General features: G+C 74.2%; 14 protein-coding genes. 6 read left to right on the top strand and 8 right to left on the bottom strand.

Annotated elements, in window-relative coordinates:
- The first annotated feature begins 17 nt into the window (after positions 1-17).
- Entirely contained in the window at positions 18-626 is a 609-nt protein-coding gene (locus ENKNEFLB_RS01550; protein WP_214057595.1) for an ACT domain-containing protein, read from the top strand.
- Positions 627-746: 120 nt separating this feature from the next.
- On the opposite strand, the gene ENKNEFLB_RS01555 is transcribed toward ENKNEFLB_RS01550, so the two are convergent.
- Positions 747-1,190, bottom strand: a complete 444-nt coding sequence (locus tag ENKNEFLB_RS01555) for a nitroreductase family deazaflavin-dependent oxidoreductase (protein ID WP_214057596.1) — start codon at positions 1,188-1,190, stop codon at positions 747-749.
- 61 nt (positions 1,191-1,251) lie between these two features.
- Between ENKNEFLB_RS01555 and ENKNEFLB_RS01560 the strand changes: the two genes are divergently transcribed.
- Entirely contained in the window at positions 1,252-2,169 is a 918-nt protein-coding gene (locus tag ENKNEFLB_RS01560) for a 1,4-dihydroxy-2-naphthoyl-CoA synthase (RefSeq protein ID WP_160010204.1), read from the top strand.
- Between the two features lie 15 nt (positions 2,170-2,184).
- Here ENKNEFLB_RS01560 and ENKNEFLB_RS01565 read toward each other — a convergent pair whose 3' ends face one another.
- Positions 2,185-2,613, bottom strand: coding sequence for an ester cyclase (locus tag ENKNEFLB_RS01565; RefSeq protein ID WP_214057597.1), 429 nt, complete (start codon positions 2,611-2,613; stop codon positions 2,185-2,187).
- Positions 2,614-2,766: 153 nt separating this feature from the next.
- Between ENKNEFLB_RS01565 and ENKNEFLB_RS01570 the strand changes: the two genes are divergently transcribed.
- Positions 2,767-3,342 carry a TetR/AcrR family transcriptional regulator gene (locus ENKNEFLB_RS01570; RefSeq protein ID WP_214057598.1) on the top strand — a complete coding sequence of 192 codons (576 nt, stop codon included), beginning with the start codon at positions 2,767-2,769 and terminating at the stop codon, positions 3,340-3,342.
- 24 nt (positions 3,343-3,366) lie between these two features.
- On the opposite strand, the gene ENKNEFLB_RS01575 is transcribed toward ENKNEFLB_RS01570, so the two are convergent.
- Both ENKNEFLB_RS01575 and ENKNEFLB_RS01580 read right to left on the bottom strand, forming a co-directional pair.
- Positions 3,367-4,245, bottom strand: a complete 879-nt coding sequence (locus tag ENKNEFLB_RS01575) for a diacylglycerol kinase catalytic domain-containing protein (protein ID WP_214057599.1) — start codon at positions 4,243-4,245, stop codon at positions 3,367-3,369.
- Positions 4,242-5,249, bottom strand: a complete 1,008-nt coding sequence (locus tag ENKNEFLB_RS01580; RefSeq protein ID WP_214057600.1) for an SPFH domain-containing protein — start codon at positions 5,247-5,249, stop codon at positions 4,242-4,244. Before ENKNEFLB_RS01580 ends, ENKNEFLB_RS01575 begins: the two co-directional genes overlap by 4 nt.
- A 91-nt stretch (positions 5,250-5,340) precedes the next feature.
- On the opposite strand from ENKNEFLB_RS01580, the gene ENKNEFLB_RS01585 reads away from it, so the two are divergent.
- Positions 5,341-6,045, top strand: coding sequence for an NUDIX hydrolase (locus tag ENKNEFLB_RS01585; protein ID WP_214057601.1), 705 nt, complete (start codon positions 5,341-5,343; stop codon positions 6,043-6,045).
- A 12-nt stretch (positions 6,046-6,057) separates the two neighbouring features.
- On the opposite strand, the gene ENKNEFLB_RS01590 is transcribed toward ENKNEFLB_RS01585, so the two are convergent.
- A complete protein-coding gene (locus tag ENKNEFLB_RS01590; RefSeq protein ID WP_160010192.1) occupies positions 6,058-6,387 on the bottom strand; it encodes an antibiotic biosynthesis monooxygenase family protein in 330 nt (109 codons plus the stop codon).
- Positions 6,388-6,526: 139 nt separating this feature from the next.
- Between ENKNEFLB_RS01590 and ENKNEFLB_RS01595 the strand changes: the two genes are divergently transcribed.
- Both ENKNEFLB_RS01595 and ENKNEFLB_RS01600 read left to right on the top strand, forming a co-directional pair.
- On the top strand, positions 6,527-7,054 hold the full coding sequence (locus ENKNEFLB_RS01595; RefSeq protein WP_214057602.1) for a DUF4333 domain-containing protein: 528 nt from the start codon (positions 6,527-6,529) through the stop codon (positions 7,052-7,054).
- A 32-nt stretch (positions 7,055-7,086) separates the two neighbouring features.
- Positions 7,087-7,773, top strand: coding sequence for an NAD-dependent deacylase (locus ENKNEFLB_RS01600; protein ID WP_214057603.1), 687 nt, complete (start codon positions 7,087-7,089; stop codon positions 7,771-7,773).
- Between the two features lies 1 nt (position 7,774).
- Here the strand turns inward: ENKNEFLB_RS01600 and ENKNEFLB_RS01605 are convergent, their stop codons facing one another.
- The 3 genes from ENKNEFLB_RS01605 to treY are packed head-to-tail and all read right to left on the bottom strand — an operon-like array spanning position 7,775 to position 13,202.
- The gene (locus tag ENKNEFLB_RS01605) at positions 7,775-8,878 is read right to left on the bottom strand and encodes a hypothetical protein (RefSeq protein ID WP_214057604.1); all 1,104 of its coding nucleotides are present in this window, start codon (positions 8,876-8,878) and stop codon (positions 7,775-7,777) included.
- Between the two features lie 32 nt (positions 8,879-8,910).
- Positions 8,911-10,734, bottom strand: a complete 1,824-nt coding sequence (gene treZ, locus ENKNEFLB_RS01610; protein WP_214057605.1) for a malto-oligosyltrehalose trehalohydrolase — start codon at positions 10,732-10,734, stop codon at positions 8,911-8,913.
- Positions 10,734-13,202, bottom strand: a complete 2,469-nt coding sequence (treY, locus tag ENKNEFLB_RS01615; protein ID WP_214057606.1) for a malto-oligosyltrehalose synthase — start codon at positions 13,200-13,202, stop codon at positions 10,734-10,736. Before treY ends, treZ begins: the two co-directional genes overlap by 1 nt.
- Between the last annotated feature and the right edge of the window lies 1 nt (position 13,203).

The raw sequence follows: 13,203 nt of genomic DNA on the forward strand, positions 1-13,203 counted from the left end.
CCGTTAGGGTGCCGCGCGTGCCCTATCTGATGCGTGTCGAGCTGCCCGACGTCCCGGGGTCGTTGGGACGACTGGCGACCGCGATCGGTGAGGCCGGCGGCGACATCGGCGCCATCGAGATCGTCGAGAAGCGTCACGACGGCCGCGCGGTCGACGACGTGCTGCTCGAGATGGCGCCCGGCTCGATGCCGGACTCGGTGGTCTCGGTCTGCAGCGACCTCGACGGCGTCGAGGTGATCTGGATCAGCCACTACGCCCCCGGCGGCAACCTCTTCCTCGACCTCGAGGCCGTCGAGCAGCTCAGCGACGACCCCCCGCGGGCCCGGGACGCGCTGATCGACGTCCTGCCCGGCACCTTCCGCGCCGACTGGGCGATGCGCCTGCACCGCTCCCGCGGGGCCCTGCACCGCACCGGCGCGGCCCCCGACCACTTCGCCTTCGTCGAGCTGGAGCGCTCCGGCCGCCTCGAGGTGCCCGGCGACGAGGACACCCTCTACGCCGCCGCCCGCCTGGACGGCAACGAGATCGTGGTGATCGCGCGCCGCGGCGGCCCGGAGTTCCTGGACTCCGAGCTCGCCCGCCTCGGCCACCTCGCCGGGCTCGCGGTGACGATCAGCACCGCCTGACCCGGCGGGACCGGAAGTCCCCGGCCGGCCGGGGACTTCCGAACATGTCGGCCTCTGCAAAGCCCGACACGTTCGAAACTCGCCCGTCGACCGGGGCTGCTGGGGCAGCAGGGGTGCGGGTCAGACGCGCTCGAGCACGAACACCGGGATCTCCCGGTCGGTCCTCTCCTGGTACTCCAGGTACGGCGGATAGACCGCCGCGGCGCGCTCCCACCAGGCCGCGCGCTCCTCGCCCTCCACGATCCGGGCGCGGTACGTGTGGGGCTCGGGGCCGTCCTGCAGGTCGACCTCCGGGTGGGCCACGAAGTTGTGGAACCACGTCGGGTGCTCCGGCGCGCCGCCCTTCGACGCGACGGCGGCGTACGCCCCCTCGTGCTCGACCCGCATCACCGGGTTCTTGCGCAGCCGACCCGACCTCGCCCCGCGCGAGGTGATCACCACGATCGGCCAGTCGGGGTGGTCGGGCAGCGTGTTCGCCTCCCGGCCACCGGTGGCCTCGTAGGTGGCGACCTGGTCACGCACCCACTTCTCCGGACTCGGCTCGTACTCGCCCTCGAGTGTCATGCCCCGTCCAACGTCCCGACCGGCCCCGGTGTTCCGTTCGTCACCGACTAGCGTGCCGCCCATGAGCGCGATCGAGGGAGTGTCCGGGATCTTCGACCCCGAGGCGTGGCAGGAGGTGCCGGGGTTCGAGGACCTCACCGACCTGACCTACCACCGGGCCCGCGCGCACGGCACCGTACGCATCGCCTTCGACCGTCCCGACATCCTCAACGCCTTCCGCCCGCACACCGTCGACGAGCTGCTGCGCGTGCTCGAGCACGCGCGCACGGCCAGCGACGTGGGGTGCGTGCTGCTGACCGGCAACGGGCCGAGCGAGAAGAACGGCAAGTGGTCGTTCTGCACCGGCGGCGACCAGCGGATCCGGGGCCGCGCCGGCTACCAGTACGCGGAGGGCGAGACCGCCGAGACCGTCGACAAGGCCCGCCTCGGGCGGCTGCACATCCTGGAGTGCCAGCGGCTGATCCGCTTCATGCCCAAGGTCGTCATCGCGGTCGTGCCCGGCTGGGCCGCCGGTGGCGGCCACAGCCTGCACGTCGTCTGCGACCTGACCCTGGCCAGCGCCGAGGAGGCGCGGTTCAAGCAGACCGACGCCGACGTCGGGTCCTTCGACGGCGGGTTCGGGTCGGCCTACCTCGCCCGCCAGGTCGGGCAGAAGCGGGCCCGGGAGATCTTCTTCCTCGGCCAGACCTACACCGCCGCCGAGGGCGTCGAGATGGGCACCGTCAACAAGGCCGTGCCGCACGCCGAGCTCGAGGCCACCGCCCTGGAGTGGGGCCGGCTGGTCAACGGCAAGTCGCCGACCGCCCAGCGGATGCTGAAGTACTCGTTCAACCTGATCGACGACGGCCTGGTCGGCCAGCAGCTGTTCGCCGGGGAGACCACGCGGCTGGCCTACATGACCGACGAGGCGCAGGAGGGGCGCGACCAGTTCCTCGAGAAGCGCGAGCCGGACTGGTCCGACTACCCCTGGTACTACTGAACCGGCTCCGACCGCTCAGCCGACACGCGCGAGCACCCCGGTCTGCGCGAGCAGCGCGAACCGGTCGGGCACCCCCCAGTGCTCGACGATCCGGCCGTCGACGACGCGCGCCTGGTCGAAGACGGTGATGTCGACCGGCTGACCCGAGGGCGGGCCGAAGAACGGCCCGGTGTTGGTCCCACGGCCTCGGACCCTCACCCACACCCGGTCACCGACGACGACGGAGTCCTCCACGGTGAAGCGCATGTCCGGGACGGCGCCGTGGACGTCGCGGATGGCTGCCTTGACGTGGGCGATCGCCTCCGCCCCGACGCCGGCGAGGCCGAACTGGTGCTCGACGAGGTCCGGCGAGCACAGCTCGTCGACGACGGCGTCGTCACCGGTGGCGAACCCCTCGTCGAACATGCGGTGCATGACCTCGAGCGGTGCCTGGGTGCCGGTCATGGCGAAGCTCCTGTCCCCGCGTGTCCGCGGCCTCATTGACTCTAGTGCTACTAGAATGAATATGTGCCGCCGAGTGCCGACGCGTCAAGAGGTCGACGTCCCTACAGCTCCGCCCTGCGTGAGGAGCGGGCTCGGGAGACGAGGCGTCGCCTGGTGCGTGCGGCGACCGGCCACTTCCTGGAGACCGGGTACGCGGGCACCTCGATGTCCGCGATCGCCGGCACGGCCGGAGTCTCGGCCGACACCGTCTACAAGACCTTCGGCTCCAAGATCCAGCTGCTGAAGGAGGTGCTCGACGTCGCGATCGGCGGGGACGACGCCCCGGTGGACCTCCTCGACCGGAGCGGGCCGCAGGCGCTCCGCGACAGCACCGACCAGCGGGTGCAGGTGAGGATGCTGGCGGCCGGGGTCACCGACCAGCTCGAGCGCATCCGGCCCCTCGACGACGTCCTGCGCGGCGCCGCCGCCGTCGACCGGGAGGCGGCTGCCCTGCGCGAGGACATCCAGGTGCGGCAGCGCCGCGCGGCGATGGGGACGGTCGTGGGCTGGATCGCCGCACGCGGTCCGTTGCGACCGGGGCTCTCCGCGCGCCGGGCGGCACAGGTGGTGTGGACGCTCACCTCGCCCGAGGTCCACCTCCTGATGCGCGACACCGGCGGCTGGTCCCGGGTGGCCTACCGCGCCTGGCTCGAGCAGACCATCGCCGACAGCATCCTCGGGGGACCGTGACGGCGGCTGACCCGCGACCGCCCGTCACGCCACCAGCCGCAGCGCCGTCTCCGCCCGCCCGACCCGGACCGTCTGTCCCCACCCCAGCGTCAGCGCGTCGCTCTCGATCCCGTCGCCGAAGGCGACCAGCCGGTCCGAGGTGACGGTGAGCGCCAGCTCCGTGCCGGCCAGCTCGCCCTCGGTCAGCGACGTCCCGGTCGCCGGGGACGGCCACGCCTCGCGGACGAACCACACCAGCCGGGGCTCGCCCGGGGCCGGCATCGGCAGCCGGCTGCCCCGCTCCCGCGCCACCGACGAGCACCACCCCGTCGCCCCGGTCCCCGTGGCCACGATGACCCCGGACGACGCCTGGGCCTCCCCGCCGGCGGCGGGCGGGCGCAGCTCGTACCGCGCGGTCTGGTGCGTGGGGTGGCCGACGAAGACCTCGTTGAGCGCGAGGAGGCGCTGCCCGTCGTCCAGCGAGGCCTGCACCATCGTGCGCTCGGTGACGTGACCGGTGCCGTGGAGCAGCTCGCCGAGGTCGCGCGCCGCGTGGGTGACCAGGACGCCGGCGTTGCGGCCCGGCTCGGGGTCGACCCCGATCACCGGCTGCCCGTCGAGGTACTTCGCGACGTTGGCGACCAGGCCGTCCTGCCCGACGACCACGACGACGTCCTCCGGGGCGAAGAGGAAGCGCGAGACGTCCTCCCGCTCGACGCTCCCACGTCGCCACTCCACCGGGACGGCGGCGACCGCGTCGGCGATCGCCGCCTGCGTCCGGTGGTGACGCTCCTCGAGCTCGGCGATGTCACGGCCGCGGGAGCGGAGGAAGAACGCGGCCTGGCCGCGGGTCCCGTGGGCCGCCACCAGCTCGTCGTACTCCGTGCGGCGGTGGACGACCACCACGCGGGGCTTGAGGCTCATGCCGTCGTCCTGCCCGCGCCCAGCTGGGCCAGCGCGGTGCTGACCAGGTCGGGGCTGAGGACCAGGGTCTCGATCCGGGGCAGGTTCGCCGCGAGCTCGCGGACGGCGAGGCTGAGCAGCACCGCGTCGCCGACCCCGTCGTACGCCGCGACCCGCGCGGCCTCCGCCTCGCCCTGGGCGGCGCCGGCGAGCCGGGTGCTCTCGGCGCCGGCCTCGGCTGAGAGGACGGTACGGCGGGCCGCGGCCTCGGCGGCGACCGAGCCGGCGGCTGCGGCCTCCTCGGCCTCGCGGCGCGCGTTGGCGCCACGCTGGGTCACCAGCTGCTCCTCGCGCCGGGCCAGCTCGATCTGCGTCTGCAGCTCGTTCTCCCCGATCGCCCGCTCCCGCTCGACCGCGACGGCCCGGCGCTCGAAGGTGGCCCGGTCGGCCTGCTGCTGGACCTGCTCGCGGGTGGGTGTCCGCAGCGCCTTCTCGACCTCCGGCTCGGGCCGGACCGCGACCACGCGGACGCCGACCACGCTGATCCCGGTCTGGGCCAGCCGCTCGTCGCCGGCCAGGCCCTCGGCGACCGCCGTGCGCAGCGGACCGACGCCCCAGGCCAGGGCGGTGGGGAGGTCCGCGGTGGCCAGCAGGTCGATCGCGTACTGCTGGGCCGACTCGGTCAGCATCCCGGCGACCTGGTCCAGCGGGGTGCTGCGCCACTGACCGGTGTCGGGCCCGATCGAGAAGTCGATGCGACCGGCGGCCGTGGTCGGGTCGGTGACCCGGTAGGTCACCGTCGCCTGGACGGTCACGTCCTGGAAGTCGCTGGTGCGGGCGTGGAAGAGCAGCGGCAGCTCCCGGTCGTCGACGGGGACCTCGTTGAGCACGGCGCCCAGCGGGCGGAACCAGAACGAGGCCCCGACGCCGGCGCGGACGGTCCGCCCGTGGCGGACCTGCTCGACGTGGCTGGTGCTGGAGCCCCTCAGGTGACGGACCAGCGGGTAGCGGGCGATGTCGGCCATCGGTCTTCCTCTCGATCGGTTGATGTCAATCTGACGATAAGGCGCCGGACCGGTAATCGTCAAGATGACATGAAGGGGGTAGGGTCGTCCCATGACCGACTACCCGGGCGTGGCCGTCACCGTCGACCTCGTCGTGCTGACCGTCCGCGAGGACCGGTTGCAGGCGCTGACGGTCCGCCGCGGCGAGGAGCCGTACGTGGGCCGGTGGGCGCTGCCCGGCGGGTTCCTGCGCCCCGAGGAGGACCTCCCCGCCGCGGCCGGCCGCGAGCTGGCGGAGGAGACCGGGGTGAGCGCCGGGCAGGTGCACCTCGAGCAGCTGGGCTCGTACGGCGCGCCGGACCGCGACCCGCGGATGCGCACCGTCACCGTCGCCTACATCGCCCTGGCCGCCGACCTGCCGGTCCCGGTGGCAGGCACGGACGCCGCCGACGCCCGGTGGCAGCCGGTCGCCGACCTCGTCGACCGGCCCGCGGAGGACCCCGGTTCGCTGGCCTTCGACCACGCCGCGATCCTGCGCGACGGCGTCGAGCGGGCCCGGGCCAAGCTCGAGTACACCCCGCTGGCCACCGCGTTCTGCGGGCGCGAGTTCACCGTCGGCGAGCTCCGCCACGTCTACGAGGTGGTCTGGGACCGGCCGCTGGACCCCCGCAACTTCCACCGCAAGGTGACCGGCACGACCGGGTTCCTGGAGGCCACCGGGGGGACGACCGCCCGCGACGGTGGGCGGCCGGCCAGGCTCTACCGGGCCGGCGCCGCGACCTCCCTGCACCCGCCGCTGTTGCGCGCACCGGTCTGACCCGGCACGCGCTCAGCGCGGGGTCGAGCCGCCCGCGGTCTCGTACGACCAGACCTCGCTGTGGGTCGAGACGGGCTTCGGGGCCTCGCCGCCCGCACGCTCGACGGCGGAGCGGTGGCCGTCGGCGAAGCTCTGCGAGCCCACCCAGGCGTCGAACGCCTCCTGGTCGCGCCAGCGGGTCAGCACGAGCCACTGGTCGCGGTCGTCGGTGGGCTTGAGCAGCTCGAAGCCCTCGAACCCGTCGGCGCCGTCGACGGCGCCCGCGCGGGCCGCGAAGCGGTGGGCGAGCTCGTCGCCGGAGCCGGCGGGCACGGTGATGGCGTTGATCTTGATGACGGACATGACCCCAGCCTGCCAGGGCCGCGGTCGGCGGTCCCCGGGCGTGCCGCGGTGCCCGCAGACGTCATCTCGGCGCGCCGCGAGCGTCAACTGGGCGCGCCGCGAGCGTCATCTCGGCGGTCGGGCGTGCGACTCTGCCTGGGTGACCTCGCCCCGCGCGCCCCGTCTGGCCGGCCTCGCCCTGCTGCTCCCGCTCGCCGCGTGCTCGGGCAGCGTCTCGGTCGGCTCGTCGGCGCCCGAGATCGACCAGGCCGCGCTGGAGGCGGACCTGCTGGGCAGCATCAGCGGCGAGGGTGCGGACCAGGTCGAGGTGACCTGTGAGGGTCCGCTGGTCGCCGAGGTCGGCGCGACCCAGGACTGCGCGGCCGTCTTCACCGGCGACGGCAGCCGTACCGGGATCCGCCCGACCGTCACCGCCGTCGAGGGAGAGGACGTCGACTACGACTCGGTGGTCTTCATCGACGGGCCGTCGGTCGCCGACACGATCGGCCGGCAGCTGCGCGCCCAGGCGATCCCGTTCGGGTCCGTCGAGTGCGGCGAGCTGCCGGGCGAGCCGGACGCCACCGGCGAGTGCACCCTGGTCGCGCGCGACGGCACGGAGACCCCGCTGAGGATCACGGTCACCGACGTCAACGGGCTGCGGGTCGGGTTCGAGTACGCCGAGGCCTGAGCTCCCGGGGCGCACGGCCTAGGATCGCGACCGTGAAGGTCGTCGTGCTGACCGGTGCCGGCATCTCCGCCGAGAGCGGGGTGCCGACCTTCCGCGACGCCGACGGCCTGTGGGAGGGCCACCGCGTCGAGGACGTCGCCACCCCGGAGGCCTACGAGGCCGCGCCGTCGGTGGTCCAGGCGTTCTACGACGCCCGCCGCGCCGCGCTCAGCGCGGTCGACCCCAACCCGGCCCACGACGCCCTGGCCCGCCTCGGCGAGGTGCTCGGCGACGACCTGCTGCTGGTCACGCAGAACATCGACGACCTGCACGAGCGCGCCGGGTCGCCGTCGGTGCTCCACATGCACGGCGAGCTGCTGGCCGCGTGGTGCACCGCCTGCGGCCGGCGGGTCCGCTGGGCGGGTGCGCTCGGCGACCAGCCGCCCTGCCCGGGCTGCGCCGCCCCGGCGCTGCGCCCCGACGTGGTCTGGTTCGGCGAGGTGCCCTACGAGATGGACCGGATCGTCGACGCCCTGGTCGAGGCCGACCTGTTCGTCTCGGTGGGCACCTCCGGCGCGGTCTACCCGGCGGCCGGGTTCGTGCAGCAGGCCCGGGCGTACGGCGCGCGCACCCTCGAGCTCAACCTGCAGCCCAGCGAGGGCAGCCGGTGGTTCCACGAGTCCCGCCAGGGCCCGGCCGGCCTGCTCGTGCCGGAGTGGGTCGCCTCGCTGGTGGGCTGAGTCAGCCGGCCGGTGCGGGGGACGGCGTCCGCCGCTCCTCCTGCTCCTGGCGCCAGCCCAGGACGGGCTGCCAGCGGTCGTGGAGCATGCTCAGCAGGCTGACCATGACCAGGAAGAACAGCATCGAGGACCCGTCCACGCCGCCACCGTCGATGCGCAGCAGCCACTCGGCCACGACCACCAGCACGACGTTGGTCACCATCCGGGCCGCGAACTCCCAGCCCATCGAGGTGATCGTGCGCCGGGCGCGCGAGGAGGCCAGGGTGAGCGCGGTGTTGACCACCACGACGGCGCCGATGCCGAGGAAGACGTTCAGGCTGGAGGTGCTGACCCCGGGCAGCATCTGGCCGAAGATCACCGTCAGCAGGCCGATCATCACCACCTTCTCCACCGTCACCCAGCTGCGCAGCGCGCCCCTGCTGGCCCGCCAGGCCGCCTGCTCCTCGGGGTCGTCGATCGCCGTCGGCAGCGGCTCGGCACGCAACGCCCAGTCCGCCCGCGCCGGCGGTCCGAGCCGGGGCAGCAGGGCGTACCGGACGAGGCCGGCGACGGCGAGCAGGACGGCCAGCAGCAGCGGCGGTGCCCAGGCCTGCTCGGTGAGCAGGTCGGTCAGGTCGAGCTGCGCGACGTGGATCCAGTACTCCTGCGGCAGCTTGACCACGACCCAGATCGCGGCGGCGACGGCGATCCAGGTCGACAGCACGAAGGCCATCGGCGACCAGCGCGAGCGCAGCGCCTCGTAGGCGATGAAGAAGTACTCGAACGTGTTCGGGAAGAGCAGCAGCAGCGCCCGCGCACCGGTCAGCTCGAAGGCGACCACGCCGACCAGGCGGTAGAAGAACAGCGCCTGGCCGACCCGGAAGGCGCCGAGGTTCGACCAGTTCCGCATCATCGCCAGGTAGGCGATGGTGAGGTAGAAGACGTCCATCGCCTTGTCGTAGGACTGGTAACCGGGCGGGTCGTAGCCGAAGACCTGGAAGATCGTCTGGTCGACGCCGTCGAGGACCAGGCAGGCCACGATCGCCGGCAGCGGGTAGCGCGGGATCAGCAGCGGCAGGAAGAACCGCCCCGCCACGACCGCGCCGAAGACCAGCATCGTCGCCACGACAGACCCTCCGGCCCGTTCCCGCCCGGGTGCTACCCCAGGTCCACCAGTGCCCCCGCGTGCGGGGGCACCCGCAGCGTGGTCCCGGCCAGCTCGACACCGGCAGGGCCTTCGAAGAGTACGCCGCCGGCGCCGACCGCGCCCACCTCGACGAGCGCCTCGGCGTCGCCGGTGTTGACCACCAGCAGCGACCCGGCGGGGTTCCCGAGCGCCGCCCGGCCCCCGGTCGGGGTGCGGCGCAGCGTGAAGACGCCGGTGGCCTCGTCGGCGGACGCCGCGACGGAGGCGAAGGACGGGTCGGTCAGCTCGGGGCGCTCGCGGCGCAGCCGGGCCAGGGCGCGGTAGGCCTCGAGCACGACCGCGTGCCGTCCCGTGCCGAGCTCGTCCCAGTCCAGCTTCGAGCGCCGGAACGTCTCCGGGTCCTGGGGGTCCGGCACCAGGTCGGGGTCCCAGCCCATCTCGGCGAACTCCCGGGTGCGGCCCTCGGCCGTGGCCCGGCCGAGCGCGGGGTCGGTGTGGCTGGTGAAGAACTGGAACGGTGCGCTCGCCGCCCACTCCTCGCCCTGGAACAGCATCGGCGTGAACGGCCCGGCCAGGGTGAGCAGCGCCGCGCAGACCAGCTGGTCGTCGTCGAGCCGGTCGGAGAGCCGGTCGCCCGCGGCGCGGTTGCCGACCTGGTCGTGGTTGCTGTTGCACACCACGAGGCGCCAGGTCGGCATGTGGTCGGTGTCGACCGGCCGGCCGTGGTCGGCCTTGCGGAAGGAGGAGAAGGTGCCGTCGTGGAAGAAGCCCTTCTCGCAGACCTTGGCCAGGGCCGAGAGCGGGGCGAAGTCGGCGTAGTAGCCGCTGGTCTCGCCGGTCAGCGCGACGTGCACGGCGTGGTGGTAGTCGTCGCTCCACTGCGCGTCGAGGCCGTACCCGCCGCCCTCGCGGGGGGTGACCATCCGGGTGTCGTTGAGGTCGGACTCCGCGATCAACGTCAGCGGCCGCCCGAGATGGGCCGAGAGGGCCGCGACCTCGGTGGCCATCTCCTCCAACAGGTGCACCGCGGAGGAGTCCGCCAGGGCGTGCACGGCGTCGAGGCGCAGGGCGTCGACGTGGTGGTCGAGGAACCACATCCGCACGTTGTCCAGGACGTAGCGGCGCACCTCCTCGGAGCCGGCCCCGTCGAGGTTGACCGTGTCGCCCCAGGTGTTGGCGCCCGACCCGAGGTACGGACCGAACAGCGGCAGGTAGTTGCCGCCCGGCCCGAGGTGGTTGTAGACGACGTCCTGCACGACGCCGAGGCCGGCGGCGTGGCAGCCGTCGACGAAGCGCTGGTAGGCCTCCGGGCCGCCGTAGGTCTCGTCCACCGCGAACCAGTCGACGCCGTCGTAGCCCCAGTTGTGGGTGCCGTCGAAGGCGTTGACCGGGAGCAGCTCCACGAGGTCGACGCCGATGGAGCGGAGGTGGTCCAGGCGGCCCAGCGCCGCGTCGAGGGTCCCCTCGGGCGTGAAGGTGCCGACGTGCAGCTCGTAGACGACCGCACCGGCGAGCTGCCGACCGGTCCACGCCTGGTCGGTCCAGGGGAACGTCGACGGGTCGTAGGAGCGCGACAGCTCGTGCACGCCGCCGGGCTGGCGCCGCGAGCGCGGGTCGGGGCGGGGGTCGTCGGAGTCGTCGACGAGGTAGCCGTAGTCGACGTCGTCGTGGTCGGCCGCCGGGGGCAGCGGGCCCGCCGGGGTCCACCAGCCGCCCTCGGCCGGTCGCATCTCGACGACGCTGCCGCCGGCGTCGTCGCCGCACAGCAGCCGCATCCGGGTCGCGGCCGGAGCCCAGACGTCGTACGGGCCGTGCGCGGGGGTGGTGCTCGTCATCAGCCCTCCCGGACCAGCAGGGCGACCGGGTAGGTCGCGAGGATCCCGGCGAGGTCGTCGCCGACCTCGCGGTCGGTCAGCACGTCGCGCCAGCGGGCGCCGTCACCGGCGGAGGGCAGGTCGAGCCGGGTGTCGCCCCACCCGCCGCGGGCGGCCAGGCCGACCGGGAGCCGGGTGGCCACGGCGACCACGCCACCGCGGTCCAGGGCCACGACGTGGTCGGTCGCCGGCCCGGAGGCGGTGACCGGGGCGTAGCCGGTGAACAGCTCGGGGCGGTCGCGGCGCAGGCGCAGCGTCGCGGCGACCAGGCGCAGCTTGGCCATCCCGTCGTCGTCGGGCGACCCGACGAGGGCCGAGTCGTCGGGCAGCGCGGCCAGGGCCCGGGTGCGCATCGCGAAGTCGACCGGGCGCCGGTTGTCGGGGTCGACCAGGCTCTGCTCCCACAGCTCGCTGCCCTGGTAGACGTCGGGGACGCCGGGCACCGTGAGGCTGAGCAGCTTGGCCGACAAGGCGTTGCTCCAGCCCGGGCCGGCCAGGCGCTCCACGAGGTCGGTGATCAACTCGCGCACCTCGGGCCGGTCGATCGCGGCGTCCACGGCGGCGTGCACCGCGTCCTCGTACGCGGGGTCCTGCGCGGTCCACGTGGTGCGGTCGCCGGCCTCGCGCATCGCCTTCTCGGCGTAGCCGTGCAGCCGGGAGCGCAGGTCGTCGGGCAGGGACCGGTCGGGGGCGGTGGCCGGCCAGGCGCCGACGACGGCCTGCCAGAGCAGGTTGCCGAAGCCGGGGTCGGGCAGGGGGGCTAGGTCGAGCAGGCGGGCCAGGGCGGCCTCCCACGCGTCGGGCACCTCGGCCAGGACGGAGATCCGGGCCCGGACGTCCTCGCCGCGCTTGGTGTCGTGGGTCGAGCCGGCGGTCATCGCGTGGGGCCGCTCGGCCTGGCGGCGCGCCATCTCCTCGTGGAAACCCGTGACGCCGAGGGAGAAGACGCTGGGGTCGCCGCCGACCTCGGTCAGCGAGGTCAGCGGGGACCAGCGGTAGAAGGCGCAGTCCTCGACGCCCTTGGCCATCACCATGCCGCTGGTCTGCTGCAGGCGTCGGGTGGCGTCGAGGGCGGGGTCGCCGAGCGGGCCGGCGAGGGCGTCGAGCGTGGCCGCCAGGTCGGGGCGGTGACCCCGGGCGTCGGCCAGGGCCGCGTCGAGGTGCTCGCGACCGGCGTCGGGGTCCTCGGGGCTCAGGTAGGAGCGGTAGACGCCGAAGCAGGCCAGCACCTCGGACACGGCGTCGACGGCGGCGTCGTCGCCGAGCGCGTCGACCACGTCGGGCCGCTCGCGGCGCAGGTCGCGCACGATCCGGCGGACCTCGCTGTGCAGGATCGTGTCGGCCACGGTGCGCTTGGTGCCGTGCACCAGGGAGTGCCAGGTGGCCGCGCCGTCGTCGCCGGCGGACTCCCGGCCGCGGAGCCGGGCGTCGAGCGCGCTCAGCGGGACCTCGCCGGCCGGGTCGACCAGGACGCGGTCGACGTGGGCCATCGCGTCGTACCCCGTGGTGCCGGCGGTGGCCCAGTCGGTGGGCAGCTCCTCGCCGGGCTCGAGGATCTTCTCGACCAGCACGTAGGCGCCGCCGGTGATCCCGGCCAGGTCGTCGAGGTAGCCGCGCGGGTCGCGCAGGCCGTCGGGGTGGTCCACGCGCAGACCGTCGACGAGGCCCTCGTCGAACCAGCGGCGGATCTCCTGGTGGCTCTCGTCGCGCACCGCCGGCAGCTCGACGCGGATGCCGGCGAGCGTGTTCACGGCGAAGAAGCGGCGGTAGTTCAGGCCGGCGTCGGCCACCCGCCAGTTGACCAGCTGGTACGCCTGCCGGGCGTGCACCTCGTCGGCGTCGTCGCCGGGCTGGGCCGTGCCGGGCGCGACCGGCAGGACGTGGTCGTGGTAGCGCAGCGTCAGCTGTCCGAGGTCGCCGGCGACCAGGGCGAGGTGGCCCACCCGGGCCTCGGGCGTGCCGGGAGCGGGCGCGTCGGCGGGGTGGGCGGCGTCGAAGGCCTGGTCGTCGTCGCCGACGACCGGGATCCGGACGCGCCCGTCGCCGGCGTCCCAGTCGACGTCGAACGCGGCGGCGTACGCCGACTCGCGCCCGTGCGTGAGGAGGTCCCACCACCACCCGTTCTGCACCGGCGTGGCCACGCCGACGTGGTTGGGCACCACGTCGACCAGCACGCCCATCCCCAGCTCGCGGGCCCGCTCCGAGACCGCGGCGAGCCCGGCCGTGCCGCCCCGTGCGGGGTCGACGTGGTCGTGGTCGACGACGTCGTAGCCGTGGTCGCTGCCGGGCTCGGCGGTCAGCAGCGGCGACAGGTAAACCCAGTCCGCGCCGAGGTCGTGCAGGTAGTCGAGCAGGCCGGCGACCTCGAGCAGGTCCTGCTCGGCGCTGACCTGGACGCGGTAGGTCGAGGCGGGCACGCGGGCGGTCATG

It is taken from the genome of Nocardioides aquaticus, from assembly GCF_018459925.1.
GTDB classification, from domain to species: Bacteria; Actinomycetota; Actinomycetes; order Propionibacteriales; family Nocardioidaceae; genus Nocardioides; species Nocardioides aquaticus.

What these genes read in the sequence shown, in the direction of transcription:
- ENKNEFLB_RS01555 (WP_214057596.1), bottom strand. Translation starts at nt 1,190, where the DNA reads ATGACACTCGAGGGCGAGTACGAGCCGAGTCCGGAGAAGTGGGTGCGT.
- ENKNEFLB_RS01560 (WP_160010204.1), top strand. Translation starts at nt 1,252, where the DNA reads ATGAGCGCGATCGAGGGAGTGTCCGGGATCTTCGACCCCGAGGCGTGG.
- ENKNEFLB_RS01565 (WP_214057597.1), bottom strand. Translation starts at nt 2,613, where the DNA reads ATGACCGGCACCCAGGCACCGCTCGAGGTCATGCACCGCATGTTCGAC.
- ENKNEFLB_RS01575 (WP_214057599.1), bottom strand. Translation starts at nt 4,245, where the DNA reads ATGAGCCTCAAGCCCCGCGTGGTGGTCGTCCACCGCCGCACGGAGTAC.
- ENKNEFLB_RS01580 (WP_214057600.1), bottom strand. Translation starts at nt 5,249, where the DNA reads ATGGCCGACATCGCCCGCTACCCGCTGGTCCGTCACCTGAGGGGCTCC.
- ENKNEFLB_RS01585 (WP_214057601.1), top strand. Translation starts at nt 5,341, where the DNA reads ATGACCGACTACCCGGGCGTGGCCGTCACCGTCGACCTCGTCGTGCTG.
- ENKNEFLB_RS01590 (WP_160010192.1), bottom strand. Translation starts at nt 6,387, where the DNA reads ATGTCCGTCATCAAGATCAACGCCATCACCGTGCCCGCCGGCTCCGGC.
- treZ (WP_214057605.1), bottom strand. Translation starts at nt 10,734, where the DNA reads ATGACGAGCACCACCCCCGCGCACGGCCCGTACGACGTCTGGGCTCCG.
- treY (WP_214057606.1), bottom strand. Translation starts at nt 13,202, where the DNA reads ATGACCGCCCGCGTGCCCGCCTCGACCTACCGCGTCCAGGTCAGCGCC.